Source organism: Herbiconiux sp. A18JL235 (genome assembly GCF_040939305.1).
Taxonomy (GTDB): Bacteria; Actinomycetota; Actinomycetes; order Actinomycetales; family Microbacteriaceae; genus Herbiconiux.
The window spans coordinates 1,553,203-1,569,150 of record NZ_CP162511.1 but is presented as its reverse complement, the minus strand read 5'-3'; the positions used below and the strand labels follow the sequence as shown (position 1 = coordinate 1,569,150).

Annotated in this window: 11 protein-coding genes; 7 read left to right on the top strand and 4 right to left on the bottom strand. The window is 71.7% G+C overall.

All coding sequences use genetic code 11. The features are described from left to right. Positions 1–61: 61 nt before the first annotated feature. Complete coding sequence (locus ABFY20_RS07245; RefSeq protein ID WP_368499270.1) at positions 62–4,039, bottom strand: AAA family ATPase; 3,978 nt, start codon at positions 4,037–4,039, stop codon at positions 62–64. A gap of 144 nt (positions 4,040–4,183) precedes the next feature. Between ABFY20_RS07245 and ABFY20_RS07240 the strand changes: the two genes are divergently transcribed. Continuing rightward, positions 4,184–5,488 (top strand): ThiF family adenylyltransferase, encoded by a 1,305-nt coding sequence (locus ABFY20_RS07240; protein ID WP_368499269.1) that lies wholly within the window; start codon positions 4,184–4,186, stop codon positions 5,486–5,488. Positions 5,489–5,576: 88 nt separating this feature from the next. Here the strand turns inward: ABFY20_RS07240 and ABFY20_RS07235 are convergent, their stop codons facing one another. After that, positions 5,577–5,831 carry a MoaD/ThiS family protein gene (locus ABFY20_RS07235; RefSeq protein ID WP_368499268.1) on the bottom strand — a complete coding sequence of 85 codons (255 nt, stop codon included), beginning with the start codon at positions 5,829–5,831 and terminating at the stop codon, positions 5,577–5,579. Further along, the gene (gene moaA / locus ABFY20_RS07230; protein ID WP_368499267.1) at positions 5,831–6,940 is read right to left on the bottom strand and encodes a GTP 3',8-cyclase MoaA; all 1,110 of its coding nucleotides are present in this window, start codon (positions 6,938–6,940) and stop codon (positions 5,831–5,833) included. Before moaA ends, ABFY20_RS07235 begins: the two co-directional genes overlap by 1 nt. A gap of 172 nt (positions 6,941–7,112) precedes the next feature. Here moaA and glp point away from each other — a divergent pair, with 172 nt between their 5' ends. The 5 genes from glp to ABFY20_RS07205 all read left to right on the top strand — a co-directional run bounded on the left by glp (position 7,113) and on the right by ABFY20_RS07205 (position 14,047). Further along, positions 7,113–8,498 (top strand): gephyrin-like molybdotransferase Glp, encoded by a 1,386-nt coding sequence (gene glp / locus ABFY20_RS07225; protein ID WP_368499265.1) that lies wholly within the window; start codon positions 7,113–7,115, stop codon positions 8,496–8,498. Next, positions 8,491–8,970: a cyclic pyranopterin monophosphate synthase MoaC gene (gene moaC / locus ABFY20_RS07220; RefSeq protein WP_368499264.1), complete on the top strand. Its 480-nt coding sequence runs from the start codon at positions 8,491–8,493 to the stop codon at positions 8,968–8,970. Before glp ends, moaC begins: the two co-directional genes overlap by 8 nt. After that, complete coding sequence (locus ABFY20_RS07215) at positions 8,967–9,989, top strand: molybdenum cofactor biosynthesis protein MoaE (RefSeq protein WP_368499263.1); 1,023 nt, start codon at positions 8,967–8,969, stop codon at positions 9,987–9,989. Before moaC ends, ABFY20_RS07215 begins: the two co-directional genes overlap by 4 nt. Before the next feature lie 141 nt (positions 9,990–10,130). Beyond that, complete coding sequence (locus ABFY20_RS07210) at positions 10,131–11,027, top strand: FAD binding domain-containing protein (RefSeq protein WP_368499262.1); 897 nt, start codon at positions 10,131–10,133, stop codon at positions 11,025–11,027. Further along, positions 11,024–14,047: a molybdopterin-dependent oxidoreductase gene (locus ABFY20_RS07205; RefSeq protein WP_368499261.1), complete on the top strand. Its 3,024-nt coding sequence runs from the start codon at positions 11,024–11,026 to the stop codon at positions 14,045–14,047. Before ABFY20_RS07210 ends, ABFY20_RS07205 begins: the two co-directional genes overlap by 4 nt. A 215-nt stretch (positions 14,048–14,262) precedes the next feature. On the opposite strand, the gene ABFY20_RS07200 is transcribed toward ABFY20_RS07205, so the two are convergent. Continuing rightward, positions 14,263–15,204 (bottom strand): LysR family transcriptional regulator ArgP, encoded by a 942-nt coding sequence (locus tag ABFY20_RS07200; RefSeq protein WP_368499260.1) that lies wholly within the window; start codon positions 15,202–15,204, stop codon positions 14,263–14,265. 69 nt (positions 15,205–15,273) lie between these two features. Between ABFY20_RS07200 and ABFY20_RS07195 the strand changes: the two genes are divergently transcribed. Further along, entirely contained in the window at positions 15,274–15,897 is a 624-nt protein-coding gene (locus tag ABFY20_RS07195) for a LysE/ArgO family amino acid transporter (protein ID WP_368499259.1), read from the top strand. The last annotated feature ends 51 nt before the right edge of the window (positions 15,898–15,948 follow it).

Sequence of the window (15,948 nt, the reverse complement as noted above, 5' to 3'; positions counted from 1 at the left end):
GGGTTGGTCGCACAAAGTGCCCTCTCCCGCCCACGAAGAGCACTTCGCGCTGGGGCGCGGGTCAGGAGGCGGCGCGGTCGGGGGCGACGCGTTGGCCGACGACGGCGGAGACGCCGTCTTGGCGCATGGAGACGCCGTAGAGGGCGTCGGCGATCTCCATGGTGCGCTTCTGGTGGGTGATGACGATGAGCTGGCTGGTGGCGCGGAGGTCTTCGAAGATGGTGAGGAGCCGGCCGAGGTTGGCGTCGTCGAGGGCGGCCTCCACCTCGTCCATGATGTAGAACGGGCTGGGGCGCGCCTTGAAGATGGCGATGAGGAGGGCTACTGCCGCCAGCGACCGCTCGCCGCCCGAGAGCAACGAGAGGCGCTCGATCTTCTTGCCGGCCGGCTTGACGCTCACCTCGATGCCGGTGGTGAGGAGGTTGTCGGGATCGGTGAGCGAGATCGACCCGGTGCCGCCCGGGAACAGCACCGGGAAGACCTTCGTGAAGGCCTCCTGTGTGTCGGCGAAGGCGCTCTCGAAGATCGACTGCATCCGTTCGTCGATCTCGTCGATGATCGTGAGCAGGTCTTTGCGGGTGTTGGTGAGGTCGGTGAGCTGCTCGGTCAGAAAGCGGTGCCGCTGCTCGAGGGCGTCGAACTCCTCGAGGGCGAGCGGGTTGACGCGCCCCAGTTCGGCGAGCTTGCGCTCGGCCTTCGCCAGTCGCTGCTGCTGCTCGGCACGCACGAACGGGTGACCCTCGGGCTCGGAGGGCTCGGCGGGCTCGGAGTCGGCGGCGACCCCCGCACTGCCGTCGCTCGCAGCCGTGACCCCGTCATCGTCTGCCGGCACCGGGCCGACACCGGATGCGCGTGACGACATCTCAGGCACGATGGCCCGGAAGGCTTCGTCGTCGTCGCTCTCGGCCGCCAGACGATCGGCCTCCAGCTGCTCGGTGGCGGCACGCACCGCGGCCTGGCTGGTGTCGATGATCGCGACGGCGGAGTCGTCGGGGATGAGCTGGTCGGGCCCGTACTCGGCCACGAGCACCTCTTCGACGAGCCCGAGCTCACTCGCTGCCCGTTCGAGGAGGCCCGAGAGGTGGAGCTTCTTCTCGTAGATCTGCAGTTCGAGCCCGTGCACGTTCTCGGTGATGGCCTGCAACCGCTCGCGGAGAGTCGCCTCCTCACGTCGCAGAGCCAGCAGCTCCTCGTTCTGCTGCGCCCGCTCGGCCTCGCGCTGCGAGAGCTCGAGCCGCGCCTCGGCGACGGAGCGGTCGACGGAGTCGAGCACCGCGGGCAGTGCCTCGGCCACGTCGGTCGCCGCGGCGATCTGGCGGCGACGGATGACCGCACGCCGCGCCGCGGCCTCGGCCGCCGCACGATCGGCCTCGAGCTGCCGCTCCAACGCGGCCGTTCTCGCCTGCTCGGCGCGAACCCGCTCGCGGGCCGTCTCGACACCCAGCCGGGCCTCGACCTCGCGCTCGCGCGCGGACTCGAGCTCGGCGAGCAGCCCCTCCCGAGCACTGGCGTCGAGGATCGGCCGCGGACGCGCCCTCACCACGTCGAGCTCTGCCCGGGCCTTCTCGGCGGCCTGCTCCGCCTGGGCGACGTTCTCCTCGGCGAGCTTCGACGACTTGCCGAGACGCTCGAGCTCGGCGACCGAGGCGTCGAGCTGCGCCTTGAGCCGGCTCACCCGTTCGCTGCGGGAGGCGAGCTTCGCATCGAACTCGCGCAGCGCCGTGAGCGCCCTCTGCGACTGCTCCTTCGCCACCTGCACGACGCCACGCTGCTCGGCCAGCTCGAAGCGAGCCCGTTCGATGATCGAGTGCTCCTCGGCGAGCAGCGCCGCCGCCGAGTCGCGCTCGGCGACGAGCTCGATGCGCGAGCGTGTCGCCCCCGACCCGCCGCGGAGCACATAGCGCGAGAGCACCTCCCCCGCCTTCGTCACCAGGGTGAGCGAGGCGAGCTGCGAGGCAGCGAGATCTGTCCCGCCCGTCGCCCCGGAGCCACCGCGGACACCGGACGACCCCGCACTGCCGGCCGCAGCTTCTTCGAGCGCCGCCCAGGCCGCACGTGCGGACTCGAGATCGTCGGCCACCGCCACCGCGCCGAGCACCCCGAGCACCCCGTCGGGTGCGGTGACGACGTCGACGGCGGGCACGACCCCGTCGACGGCGCTCCGGTCGGAGGACGCCCGGGCACGCTCGAGCAGCAGCGCTGCGGTACCCAGGCCCAAGCCGTCGCGGCCTCCACCGGCACCATTCGCGCCGCCGCCGACGGCCGGTCCCTCGTCATTTGCACCCGAACCCGCTGCCGAGGACGAACCCTGACCTGGGCCCGGACCAGAACCCGCGCCCGGCCGCGCGATGACGAGCTCGACCCGCCCCATGTCACCCGCAGCCGCCGCGGAGGCCGCCGCCACCGCCGCACCCTGGTCGTTCGCGAGCACTGCGTCAGCGAGACTGCCGAGCGCTGCGGCGACGGCGGCCTCGTAACCGGGCGAAACCTTCATGTGCTCGGCGACGAGACCGGCGATGCCCTCCAGGCGCGCGGCGACGAGCTCTGCCGATCCGTCTTTCTGGTCGAGTGCCATGCCGAGCGCGCTGGTGCGCGCCGCGAGGGCATCGCGCTCGCGCTCGTGGGTGTGTAGCTCTTCACGCAGCAGTTCGATCTCGGCCTCGGCCTCGAACACCTGCGACTGCGCGAACTCGTACCCCTCGTCGAGGCCGGTGGCGTCGAGCTCCGACTCGGCCGACTCCTCCTCGGCCTCGGCGTAGTCGGCGGCGGCCCGTTCACGGCGGGCTTCGGCCGCCTCGAGGGCATTGCCCTGCCGCAGCACCTCGCCGCGCACGGCGGCGAGCCGGGAGTTGGCCGACTCGAGCTGGCCGGTGAGCTTCGACAGCTCGAGGTCGTGCTTCGACACGAGGGAGCTCTGGTAGGCGATCTGCTCGTCGAGCGCGTCGAGCGCAGCCCTCGCCGCGGCAGTCGCCTGCTGCGCCGCCTCCCATCGCTGCTGCGAGGCGAGCACCTCGCCCTGAAGTCGCTCGGCTTCGTCGCGCGAGTCGGCGACCATTCCCGGGCTGACGCTCGGCGACGCCTCGGGAAGACCCTCTTCGCCGCCGAGCAGCGCGAGACGCTGGGTGGCTAGATTGAACAGGTTGCGCAGGCGTTCTTGCACCGACTCGAGACCGAATGCGGTGCGCCGTGCGAGGTCGACGGCATCGCCCACCTGCGCCTGCTCGAGGCGGCCGATGCGCAGCTGGTTCTGCTCGAGCCGCTCCTGCAGCACCAGGCGCTCGGTGTGGCGCTCGTTCTCGCTGCGGGCCGCGGCGTCGAGGGCGGCCCGCAGGCCCACCACCTCATCGGCGAGCAGTCGTGCCTTGGCGTCGCGAACGATAGCGGCGATCGATTGCGCCTGCTTGGCCACCTCGGCCTGCCGCCCGAGCGGCTTGAGCTGGCGCCTGATCTCCCCGGCCAGATCGCTCAACCGCGTGAGGTTGCCCTGCATGGCGTCGAGCTTGCGCACCGTCTTCTCCTTGCGGCGGCGGTGCTTCAGGATGCCGGCGGCCTCTTCGATGAATCCGCGCCTGCCCTCGGGGGTGGCGTGCAGCACGGCGTCGAGCTGGCCCTGACCGACGATGACGTGCATCTCACGCCCGAGCCCCGAGTCGGAGAGCAGCTCCTGCACGTCGAGCAGGCGGCACCCCTCCCCGTTGATGGCGTACTCGCTGCCCCCGTTGCGGAACAGGGTGCGCGAGATGGTGACCTCGCTGTAGTCGATGGGGAGCGCGCCGTCGGCGTTGTCGATGGTGAGCGTGACCTCGGCCCGGCCGAGCGGGCCCTTGGTCGAGGTGCCCGCGAAGATGACGTCTTCCATCTTCCCGCCGCGCAGCGTCTTCGCCCCCTGCTCCCCCATCACCCAGGCCAGCGCGTCGACGACGTTCGACTTTCCCGAGCCGTTCGGACCGACGACGCAGGTGACGCCGGTCTCGAAGGCGAAGGTGGTGGGGTTGGCGAAGCTCTTGAAGCCCTTGAGGGTGAGGCTCTTCAAGTACACGCGCCACCCCTTTCGCTGCGGCCGACGAGCGGGACTGCCCGAGCGGTGAGCACTACGGTATCGAATCGCCCGCCCGATCACGGTCGGCGCGGCGACACTGTTGACGGATCCGCCGCCTACGCTGGTTGTGCAGAAAGGACTCCGATGCCCCGCCAAGCCCTCGTCTCCCCGGCAGCCGAGCTCACACGAGCCGAGCTCGTCCGCTACGCGCGCCAGATCTCGCTGACCCACATCGGCCTGGAGGGGCAGCGACGGCTGAAGAACTCACGCGTCGTCGTGCTCGGCGCGGGCGGCCTCGGATCACCGGTGCTGCAGTACCTCGCCGCCGCCGGCGTCGGCACGCTGGGCATCGTGGATCACGACACCGTCGAGGTCTCGAATCTGCAGCGCCAGACCATCCACCCGGATGCGGCGGTCGGCTCCCGCAAGACCGCGTCGGCCGCAGCGGCGGTGCGCGCCCTCAACCCCCTCGTCGAGGTGATCGAGCATGATGTCGAGATCACGCCCGACACCGTGCTCGAACTGGTCTCGGAGTACGACGTGGTGGTCGACGGCACCGACAACTTCGAGGTGCAGTACGTGATCGACGCCGCCTGCGCCCTCGTCGGCACACCCATGGTGTGGGGTTCGGTGCTGCGTTTCGACGGGCAGGCCACGGTCTTCTGGGCCACGGCGGAGGGCGACGGTGCCCGCACACTCGACGACCTCTACCCCGAGCAGGGTTCCGATCCCGCCGAGAGCTGCGCCGTCGCCGGCGTGCTGGGTCCGGTGTGCGCCGCTGTCGGTGCCGTGCTGGCGACCGAGACGTTGAAGCTGCTCGGCGGCTGGGGCGAGGTGCTGCTCGGGCGGCTGCTCGTTCACGACGCGCTCGACGCGAGCTGGCGCGAGGTGCCGTTCGGGAAGTCGGCGATCCGCCCTGGCACGAGGGGAGCGACCCGCGGCGCCGCGAACATCGGCGAGCCGTACGACGCAAAGGTGCAGGGGGTCGGCGCCTCCAGCCCCGCCACCCGCCTGTTCGAGCGGCAGGCGGCCACCACGGCCACCACGGCCTCGGCGAGCGCCACAGCCCCAGGAGCCGAGACCTCGCGCCCGGCCGCCCCCGCATCCGTCTCCCCCGCATCCGTCTCCCCCACCGAGCTCAAGGAGATGCTCGACGCCCGTGACCGCGGCGACGCCGACTTCGTGCTGGTCGACGTGCGCGAGAGCTACGAGCACGAGCTGGTCGCCATCGAGGGCGCGCACCTCGTTCCGCTCGGCAACGTGCTGAGCGACGCGGCCCGCGAGGTGCTTCCGCCGCAGGAGAAGGTCGTGCTCTACTGCCACCACGACACGCGTTCGGCTCACGCCGCGCAGCTGCTGCAGCAGAACGGCTGGGACGACGTCGTGTTCGTCCGTGGCGGCATCGACGCCTGGGTGCGCGAGATCGAACCAGGCAAGCCCCGCTACTGACGATCCAGGCGAACCCGGCGAGCCCTGCAGCCTCCGCGCCCGGCACACCCGGCAAGCCTGTGCCGTACCTCCGACGAGGCTGGCGCCCTCACCCCCCGGCGAACGGCGGCAGCACGTCGACCGTGTCGCCGTCGGCGAGCACCGTCGAGAGTTCCTTCGTCGCCCGCGTGTTGTGCAGGAAGCTGCACCGCCCCAGCACGGTCGCCGTCGTGGCGGCGTCGGCAGTCCCCGCGGCGAGCTCGTCGAGCACCGACGCGATCGTGCGTCCGGCGGCGTCGAGCTGCTCCGAGGGCCGACCGAGGGCCGCTTTGGCCGCCGCGAAGTAGGTGAAGGTGACGCTCATCAGCCGCCGATCGCGCTCATCGGGCGCTCGGGCTGGGTGAAGCCGAGCTCGTTCATGCGGTGCCCCGCGGGCTTCGCCCACATCGCTCCGCGCCAGAGGTCGGCGACCTCCGCGTCGCCCGCCCCCGCCCGCATCGGGCCGAGCAGGTCGATCTCGTCGTGCGAGAACAGGCAGCTGCGCACAGCACCCTCCGCGGTGAGTCTGGTGCGTCGGCAGTCGGAGCAGAACGGCTCGGTGACCGAGGCGATCACGCCGACGAGTCCGAGCAGTCGATCGTCTCCGTGCTCGCGCACCTCGAACAGCTCGGCGGGAGCACCGTCGCGTGGCGCCGGGTCGGGGGTGAGCAGGTACCTCTCGGCGATCCGCTCGCGGATGCCTTCTGCCGTGATCATCGACTCCCGGCTCCATCCGTGGTCGGCGTCGAGGGGCATCTGCTCGATGAAGCGCAACTGGTGCCCTCCGGCAAGCGCCCAGGCGAGCAGGTCGACGGCCTGGTCGTCGTTGATGCCCGGCATGAGCACGGCGTTGATCTTGGTGCGGGTGAGACCGGATGCGCGCACCGCGTCGATGCCGGCCAGCACCCGGTCGAGGAAGGGTCGCCGGGTGATCGCGGCGAAGGTGTCGGGGTGGATCGAGTCGAGCGACACGTTCACCCGGTCGAGCCCGGCCTCGGCCAGCGCCTGGGCGCGGGAGGCCAGGCCGATGGCGTTCGTGGTGAGCGAGATCTCGGGCCGCGGCTCGAGCGCGGCGACGGAGCGCACGATGTCGACGAGGTCGCGTCGCAGCAGCGGCTCTCCGCCGGTGAAGCGGATCTGCCGCACCCCGAACTCGGTGACGGCGATCCGCGCGAGCCGCGTGATCTCGTCGAGCGACAGGAGCGCGGGCGGCGGGAGGAACGGGAGACCCTCGGCGGGCATGCAGTAGGTGCAGCGGAGGTTGCAGCGATCGGTGAGCGAGATGCGCAGATCGGTGGCCTCACGGCCGAAGCGGTCGAGCAGGGTCGGCACTGCGGGCCGCTCGGAGGGAAGCTGCGCCACGCCGCCGTCGGCGCGCCCGGAGGGCCGCGGGTCGCCCGCGCGCATCCCCGGCATACCCAGTGCGACGCTCATCCCCTCAGCGTAACCCGCTGACGGGAGAGTGCTGCCAGGAAGGAGGGTGCTGCCAGGAAGCGCGGATGCTCGGATGCGCGGATGCGCGGATGCGCGGCGCAGCATGCGACAGGACACAGTGGGACGACGGACGGCCGGGCCGGGGCGCCGCCCGGTGGGGCAGGATGGAGGCGTGCGAACCATCGACGACCACAGGCGCGAGATCTCGGCGCTGCTCGCGCCCGTCTCCGAGGCGCTCGGGATCGAGACACTCCCCGTCGACGCGGCGATGATGGCCGCTTCGCCCGAGCTCTACCGTCGTCGTGTTCTCGCCGACGACCTGCGTGCGCCGTCGAGCCTCCCTGCCTTCGACAACTCGCAGATGGACGGCTACGCGGTGCTCGCCGCCGACCTCGCCTCCGCCACCGCCGACTCCCCCGTCACGCTCCGCGTCGTTCAGCGCATCGCGGCGGGCGACGCGGCCGGCGAGCACCTCGGCGGCACGGCGACACCCATCATGACCGGGGCACCCGTTCCGCGGGGAGCCGACGCCGTCGTGCAGATCGAGCGGGCCGACCCGCCGGTCTTCCCGTCCCAGGTGAGGGGCCAGGCACGCTCCGGCCAGAATCATGCAGGGCAGGCCCGGGAGACCGTGCCTGGCGAGGCCGCGCCTGCGGAGGCCGCGGGGCCTCCGGAGCCTCCGGCGGCCGCGCCTGTCGTCGCGTTCGCCTCCCCCGTCGACCCGGGCACGTTCATCCGTGCCGCCGGAAGCGACGTCGCCACGGGCGAGGTGCTTCTGCCCGCGTCGACCGAACTCGGCCCCGCCCAGTTCGGCGTCATCGCCGGAACCGGAGCCATCGAGATCACCGTGCGCGCCCGCCCCAGGGTGCTGCTGGTGTCGACGGGACACGAGATCCGCGACCCGGGGTCGCTGCTCGCACCCGGCCAGATCTTCGACGCCAACAGCGCAGCACTCACGGCGGCACTGCTCGAGATCGGCTGCGCGGTCACCCCGGTGCCCTGCCGATCCGACGACGCCGAGGTGCTGCTCGAACTGCTCGACGAGCACGCACCGCACCACGACGTCGTCGTCACGGTCGGCGGCGTGAGCGCGGGCGTGCGCGAGGTGGTGCGCGACGCGCTCGGGCCCCGCGGGGTCTCGTTCGTGAAGGTGGCGATGCAGCCCGGTGGCCCGCAGGGGTTCGGGATGCTGCGGCTCGGCGACGCAGACACCCCCGGCCCGGCGATCCCCACGGTCTGCCTGCCCGGCAACCCGGTGAGCGCACTCGTCTCGTTCGAGGCGTTCCTGCGCCCGGCTCTCCGGGGCACGCTGGGGGTCTCCCCTGTGCTGCGCGAGAACAGGAGGGCGCCGGCCGCGCATCCGTTCACCTCTCCTGCCGGACACCATCAGCTGCGCCGCGGCGTGCTGAACGACGACGGAGCACTCGAACTCGTGGGCGGCCCGTCGAGTCACCTGCTGCATTCCTACGCCGCCTCCACAGTTCTCGTGCACGTGCCTGTCGGCACCGCCGAGGTCTCGGCGGGCGACGAACTCGACTACTGGAGGATCGATGGCTGACGGCGACGAGCTCACCCACCTCGGGGCCGACGGCTCCGCGCGCATGGTCGACGTGTCGGAGAAGGCGGTGACGAAGCGACAGGCCACCGCGCAGGCTGTGCTCCACACCACCCCCGAGGTGATGCGATTGCTGGTGGCGGGCGAGCTGCCGAAGGGTGAGGCGCTGGCGGTGGCGCGGGTCGCCGGCATCCTGGGCGCGAAGCAGACCTCGTCGCTCGTGCCACTGTGCCACCCCCTGCCGATCTCCTCGGCCGCCGTCGACTTCGAGCCCGCCGGATCGTCGGTGCGCATCGTCGCGACGGTGAAGACGACGGGTGTGACCGGTGTGGAGATGGAGGCGCTCACCGCCGCCTCGATCGCGGCGCTCACGGTCTACGACATGATCAAGGCGGTCGACCGCGCCGCGGTGATCGGCGAGGTGAAGGTGCTCGCGAAGTCGGGTGGAGCGAGCGGCGACTGGGAGCAGGCATGAGCGACGGCGGCGTGATGGATGCTCGGGTCGTCGTGGCCTCGACGCGCGCGGCGACAGGGGTCTACGACGACGAGACCGGACCGATCATCCGGGAGTGGCTCGAGGGCCGCGGATGGGCGGTCGCGGTGGAGGTGGTCGCCGACGGGGAGCCGGTCGGCAGGGCGCTGCGCGCCGCCGTCGACTCCGGCGCCGGGCTCGTCGTCACCACGGGTGGCACGGGGGCGAACCCCACCGATCGCACGCCCGAGCAGACCAGGCCGTTGCTCGATCTCGAGCTTCCGGGTGTGGCGGAGGAGATCAGGCGGCGCGGCACCTCCGCGACCCCGCTCTCGGTGCTCTCCCGCGGGGTCGCCGGAGTTGCGGGACGCACGATCGTGGTGAACCTTCCCGGGTCGCGGGGCGGGGTGCGCGACGGGCTCGGGGTGCTGGCGGAGGTGCTCGATCATCTTGTGGATCAGGTGCACGGGGGCGATCACGCGCGCGGTGGCGGGGGTGCGGACGCCGGTGCTGGTGCCGGTGCTGGTGCCAGTGCGGGCGCTGGCGCGGGCGGCGGTGCGGGCGCGAGCGGCGGTGCGGGTGCCCCCGCAGCGGGTTCGGGGCGGGTGGCGCTGACGCGGATCTCCGAGACGCCGATCACTGTGGAAGAGTGCTCCGACGCCGTGGCGACGGCGACCGCCGGCGCCGTCGTGACCTTCGCGGGTGTCGTGCGCGACCACGACGAGGGCCGCGGTGTCACTGCGCTGTCGTACACCGCGCATCCTGACGCCTCCTCGTTCCTGCGTGCGGCGGCGGAGCGCGTCGCGGCGACTCACCCCGAGGTGGCGCTCGCCGTCACGCACCGGGTCGGTGATCTCGTCGTCGGTGATCTGGCGCTCGGCGCCGCCGTCTCGTCGGCGCACCGGGCCGAGGCCTTCGCGGCCTGCGCCGCGCTCGTCGACGATGTGAAGGCGACGGTGCCGATCTGGAAGGAGCAGTCGTTCGACGACGGCAGCACCGAGTGGGTGGGCGCACTGGGCTGACCCGCCGCGCCTCGCGCCCGGCTGCGTGACTTCTCCACAGGTCGACCGATGAATCGGGTTACCCCCAAAACAGGGCGGCGTTACATCACAGACACATTCCTGAGGTTCACTGAGGGGAGCACCACACGAACGGAGCCCCAGGTGGATCTCAACACCGTCACCGCCATCACCCCCGCACGATCCCGGTCCGACCTCGCCGCTCTCGGTGAGGGCGTCGCACCGTTGGCGGGAGGCTCGTGGCTGTTCTCCGAGCGGCAAGACCATCTCACCGGTCTCGTCGATCTGATGGGGCTGCGGTGGGAGTCGCTCGTTCCGGGCGTCGACGGTCTCGAGGTGGCCGCCACCTGCACCCTCGCCGAGCTCGCGGCGATGCCTTCTCGGCCCGGCTGGGCCGCGCATCCGCTCTTCTACCAGTGCTGCACGGCGCTTCTCGGGTCGTTCAAGGTGTGGAACGTGGCGACGGTTGGCGGCAACGTGTGTGCGTCGCTCCCCGCCGGCCCCATGACCTCGCTGTTCTCCTCTCTCGACGCGGATGCGTTGGTCTGGCGCGCCGACGGCTCCGACGAGCGGGTACCGGTGGCGCACGTCGTCACAGGCAACGGCATGAACGTGCTCGGCCCGGGCGACGTGCTGCGCTCGTTCCACGTGCCCACCGGCTCGCTCGAAGCGCGCAGCGCCTATCGCAAGATCGCCCTGTCGCCGCTCGGCAGGTCGGGAGCAGTCATCGTCGGGCTGCTCCGCACAGACGGCTCGGTGCTGCTCACCGTCTCAGGGGCCACCGTGCGACCGGAGCAGCTCCGCTTCGACTCGCTGCCCGGTGCGGAGGAGGTGGCGGCCCGGGTGGATGCGATCGACAGCTGGTTCACCGACCCGCACGGTGCCGCCGACTGGCGGCGCTCCGTCTCCACGGCTCTCGCCCTCGAGATCGTGAACGAGCTGGGGCTGCCGCCGGGCGAGGCACCGCCTTCCGCGTACACCACCGAGCGGTACGTTCCGACCGCACCCGCGACCGCAGGCTCCGAGGGAGAGGCACGATGAGATTCGTCATGAACGGTCGCCAGCTCGAGGCCGATCCGGCTCCCGGCCAGTGTCTCCGCACCTTCCTCCGCGAGCAGGGAGGGTACGAGGTCAAGAAGGGCTGCGACTCGGGCGACTGCGGGGCGTGCTCCGTCATCGTCGACGGCACCCCGGTGCACTCGTGCATCTACCCGGCCTACCGCGCCGAAGACCGCATCGTCACGACGGTCGCCGGCCTCGGCGACCCCGACGACCTCAGCCCCGTGCAGCAGAGCTTCGTCGACAACCTCGGCTTCCAGTGCGGCTTCTGCACCGCCGGCATGGTGGTGACGGCGTCGACGCTGACGCCCGAGCAACTCGGAGACCTTCCGCGACTGCTGAAGGGCAACCTCTGCCGCTGCACCGGGTACCGGGCCGTCGAGACCTCCATCCGCGTGGGCGTCTGCGCGGCGGCGAGCCTGCGCGGGGGTGCGGATGCTGCGGGTGCCGGTGGCACCGGCGGCTGCGGTGGCGTGTGCGGCTCGACCTCAGGTGCACCGGCGCACGCCGCGGTGGATGGCACGACACAGGATGCCGAGACGTCTGGCGTCGCGAGCGCCACCCCTGACGCTGCTTTCTCCGTCCGCGATGACGCGGCCGTCGGCACGGATTCCTCCGTGCTCGACAACACGGCCCCCGCCGACGTCGCGAGGCTCCCCGAAGACGCACCGGCGAGCGTGCCGACGCCGCGCACCGTGGGCACCTCGGTGCGGCCCCCCGCTGCGCGGCGCATCGTGTCGGGTCGCGAGCCCTACACGCTCGACGAGCCGGTTCCCGGCGCTCTCCACCTCAAGCTCGTGCAGAGTCCCCACGCGCACGCGCGCATCCTGTCCATCGACACCGCTGCGGCGGAGGCGCTCCCCGGTGTCCACGCGGTGCTCACGTCCGCCGATTCCCCGGCGAGGCTCTATTCGACGGCGCGTCATCAGTTCCGCGTCGACGACCCCGACGACACCCGGTTGTTCGACACCGTGGTGCGGTACCGCGGCCAGCGGGTCGCCGCGGTCGTCGCCGACTCCGTCGCCATCGCCGAAGCGGCCTGCCGGCTCGTCGAGGTCGAGTACGAACCGCTGCCCGCGGTCTTCGACCCCGAAGACGCACGACGCCCAGGTGCTCCCCTGCTGCACGGCGACAAGTCGACCGAGGTCTCACGCATCGCCGAGCCCGAGCGCAACGTCATCGCCTCCGTGCACAGCGAGATCGGTTCGGTCGCCGAGGCCCTCGACGCCTCCGAGGTGCGGGTGTCGGGAACGTGGCAGACCCACCGGGTCTCCCATGCCGCCCTCGAGACCCACGGCTCGGTCGGCTGGTTCGACGACGACGGGCGTCTCGTCGTTCGCACGAGCTCACAGGTGCCCTTCCTCGTGCGCGACGAGCTCGCGCACGTCTTCGGTCTCGACCCCGCCTCGGTGCGGGTGTTCACCGCGCGGGTCGGCGGCGGGTTCGGGGGTAAGCAGGAGATCCTCACCGAAGACGTCGTCACCGCGGCCGTGCTGAAGACCGGCAAGCCGGTGCAGTTCGAGTTCACCCGCAGCGACGAGTTCACCATCGCGCCGTGCCGTCACCCCATGCGGGTGAAGGTCGAGCTGGGGGCGAACCGCGACGGCAGGCTCACGGCGATCGCCGTCGACGTGCTGAGCGACACCGGCGCCTACGGCAACCACGGCCCCGGCGTGATGTTCCACAGCGTGGGCGAGACGGTGAGCCTGTACACGGCTGCGAACAAGAAGATCGATGCCGAGGTGGTCTACACGAACAACATCCCCTCGGGCGCGTTCCGCGGCTACGGTCTCGGCCAGGTGGCGTTCGGCATCGAATCGGCGATGGACGATCTCGCCCGCGAGCTCGGCATCGACCCGTTCGAGCTGCGCCGCCTCAACGTCGTGAAGCCGGGCGAGCCGCTCGTGGCCTCACACGTCGAGGGTGACGACCTGGTCTTCGGCAGCTACGGCCTCGACCAGTGCCTCGATCTCGTCGAGGCCGCGCTGCACCGCGGCGGGGGTTCCGCTGACGCTGCGCCTGGCGCGACCGCTGCCATGCCTGCGGGCGGCGCAGTCCCGGCGGTGGCGAGCGCACCCGAGGGCTCGGAGTGGCGGGTCGGGACAGGCATGGCGGCCGCGATGATCGCGACGATGCCGCCCCGGGGCCACTTCTCCACGGTGTCGATGTCGCTCGAATCAGACGGCTCCTACGTCGCGGCGGTCGGCACCTCGGAGTTCGGCAACGGCACCACCACGGTTCACACGCAGATCGCCTCGAGTGTGCTGGGGACGGCGGCGGAGCGCATCCGCATCCGTCAGTCCGACACCGACGCCTCGGGTCACGACACCGGCGCCTTCGGGTCGGCGGGCAGCGTCGTGGCCGGCAAGGCGCTCTACTCCGCTGCGCTGTCGCTGCGTGCCGCCATCCTGCGCACGGCTTCGACGCTCGTGGGCGCGTGGAGCGAGGGCCACCTCGAGGCCGACGGCGTGCGCATCGGCGACCACTTCGTGCCGCTCGCCGAGATCGCGGCCGCCGCCGGGGGGTCGCTCACCGCCGAGGGCAGTGAAGACGGCTCGAAGCGCTCGATCGCGTTCAACGTGCAGGGCTTCAGGGTGGCGGTGAACACCACCACCGGCGAGGTGCGCATCCTGCAGTCGGTGCACGCGGCCGACCCCGGCGTGATCCTCAACCCCGAGCAGTTGCGTGGGCAGATCGAGGGGGGCGTGGTGCAGGCGATCGGGTCGGCGCTGTACGAGGAGATGATCCTCAAGGAGGGCTACGTCACCACGCAGGTGTTCCGCAGCTACCACCTCCCGCAGCTCGCCGACGTGCCCGTCACCGAGGTGTACTTCGCCGAGACCGAAGACTCGGTCGGGCCCTTCGGCGCCAAGTCGATGAGCGAGGCGCCCTACAACCCGGTCGCACCCGCCCTCGCCAACGCCGTCCGCGACGCCATCGGCGTCCGGCCCCACGAACTCCCCATCTCCCGCGACCGCGTCTGGAGGTCGCTCCAGAACTGACCAGCCGGAACTCTCCCGACCCCGCCGGCACCGGCTCGCTCTCGCGCGAGCTGCGAGCCCGTGTGGGTGGAGCCCGAACCCGCGCAAGCGGGTCCGCCTCCCGCCCCTGCGCGCAGCCGACGCGCTACGCCGGAATTCCCACCATCCCGTGGTGAGCGGGCCGCTCGCGGGCGCGGTGGGGTCAGGATGAGAGCCCCCCCCCGCCATTGCGAGGCTCAGCGGCGGAGGGCACGGGAGGCAGCGACTCGCACCGCTTCAGCAGTGCGAGCGAGGGCAGCGGTGTGCAGCTGCCACTGCTGCCAGTGGAGCAGCACGTCGACGCGGTGGGAGGGGTCGAGGGCGACCAGGGAGTCGTCGTCGCGCACCTGGAGTTCAGGAACCATGCCCCAGCCGAATCCGCGACGAACCGCCTCGACGAAGTCGGCCGACGACGGCACGAAGTGGCAGGGCGGCGACGACGCCTCGACGCCCCTGAACCTCAGGTAGCGGTACTGCAGGTCATCGGAGCGGTCGAACACCACGACGGGCGCCGCCGTGAGACCCTCGAGCCGCTGTGCGCCGGTGCCGCCCCTGCGTGCGCCACCGCTCGAGAGCCACCTGTCGACAAATTCCGGAGAGGCCATCGGCCGGTAGCGCATGGCCCCCAGCGCCACCGACGAGCATCCCTGCACGGGTGCCGGGTCGGTGGTGATCGCCGCCATCACCGCACCCTGTCGCAGCAACTCCGTGGTGCGGCTCTCGTCGGCGCGCTGCATCTCAAAAGCGATGTCGCCCGCGAGCGGTTGCAGTGCCGGCAGCAGCCAGGTCGCGAGCGAATCGGCGTTCACAGCGAGTGACAGCGGCTCGAGGCGCGGCAGCGCTGCGTCGCCGTCGTCCCCATCGCCGTCGCCCGGGGCTCGCTCCCGCCCGAGCGCCGCATCCGCGTCGCGCCCGAGCGCGTCGACCTGCCGCGCCAGCCGCAGCAGCACTTCGCCCGACGCGGTGGGGCGCACCGGCTTGCTCCGCTGCACCAGCACGCGCCCGGTCTCGGTCTCGAGCGAACGGATGCGCTGGCTGATCGCCGACGGCGTCACAGACAGCTCGCGTGCCGCCCCCTCGAAGGTTCCGGCATCGACGGCGGCGCGAAGCGCGTCGAGGCGCGCTTGGTCGAATCGCATGAAGCCACTCTAATGATCCATGAGAATATTTAGCTGGAGTCGCCCCCGCGCGGCTTTTAGGGTCGGGGTGTGACCACAACCTCCCTCGACCCGCTGGCAGCCCTGGCCGGTCTCGGCTTCGGACTCTCGCTGATCGTGGCGATCGGCGCCCAGAACGCCTTCGTGCTGCGGCAGGGGTTGCTGCGACGCCACGTTCTTTCCGTGGTGGCGGTGTGCGCGCTCTCCGACGTGGCGCTCATCGCCCTCGGTATCGCCGGCGCCGGCGTCGTCTTCGACGCGGTGCCCTGGCTCGCCACCGCCGTGCGCCTCGCGGGAGCCGCGTTCCTCCTCGTGTACGCCGTGCTCGCCGCTCGACGCGCTTTCCGGCCTGCCGCCCTCACCGCGGGCGAGGAGCGCTCCTCCCCCGGCCTCGCCGCCACCATCCTCACGTGCCTCGCCCTCACCTGGCTGAACCCCCACGTCTACCTCGACACCGTCGTGCTGCTCGGCACGGTGGCGAACACGCACGGCGACTCGCGCTGGCTGTTCGGTGCCGGCGCCGCAGCGGGCAGCATCCTGTGGTTCAGCGCACTGGGTTACGGCGCTCGTCTTCTGCAACCCCTGTTCGCGCGCCCGCGGGCCTGGCGCATCCTCGACGGCGTCATCGCCCTGGTCATGACCGCCATCGCCGTGTCACTGCTGCTGGGTCTCTGACCTCACGCGCTCATCCCGCCTGCGCCTCGGCTCCCCCGCCTACCTCCGCCC

Coding starts and splice junctions, on each gene's coding strand:
- ABFY20_RS07240 (WP_368499269.1), top strand. CDS start 4,184: ATGCCCCGCCAAGCCCTCGTCTCCCCGGCAGCCGAGCTCACACGAGCC.
- ABFY20_RS07235 (WP_368499268.1), bottom strand. CDS start 5,831: ATGAGCGTCACCTTCACCTACTTCGCGGCGGCCAAAGCGGCCCTCGGT.
- moaA (WP_368499267.1), bottom strand. CDS start 6,940: ATGAGCGTCGCACTGGGTATGCCGGGGATGCGCGCGGGCGACCCGCGG.
- moaC (WP_368499264.1), top strand. CDS start 8,491: ATGGCTGACGGCGACGAGCTCACCCACCTCGGGGCCGACGGCTCCGCG.
- ABFY20_RS07215 (WP_368499263.1), top strand. CDS start 8,967: ATGAGCGACGGCGGCGTGATGGATGCTCGGGTCGTCGTGGCCTCGACG.
- ABFY20_RS07205 (WP_368499261.1), top strand. CDS start 11,024: ATGAGATTCGTCATGAACGGTCGCCAGCTCGAGGCCGATCCGGCTCCC.
- ABFY20_RS07200 (WP_368499260.1), bottom strand. CDS start 15,204: ATGCGATTCGACCAAGCGCGCCTCGACGCGCTTCGCGCCGCCGTCGAT.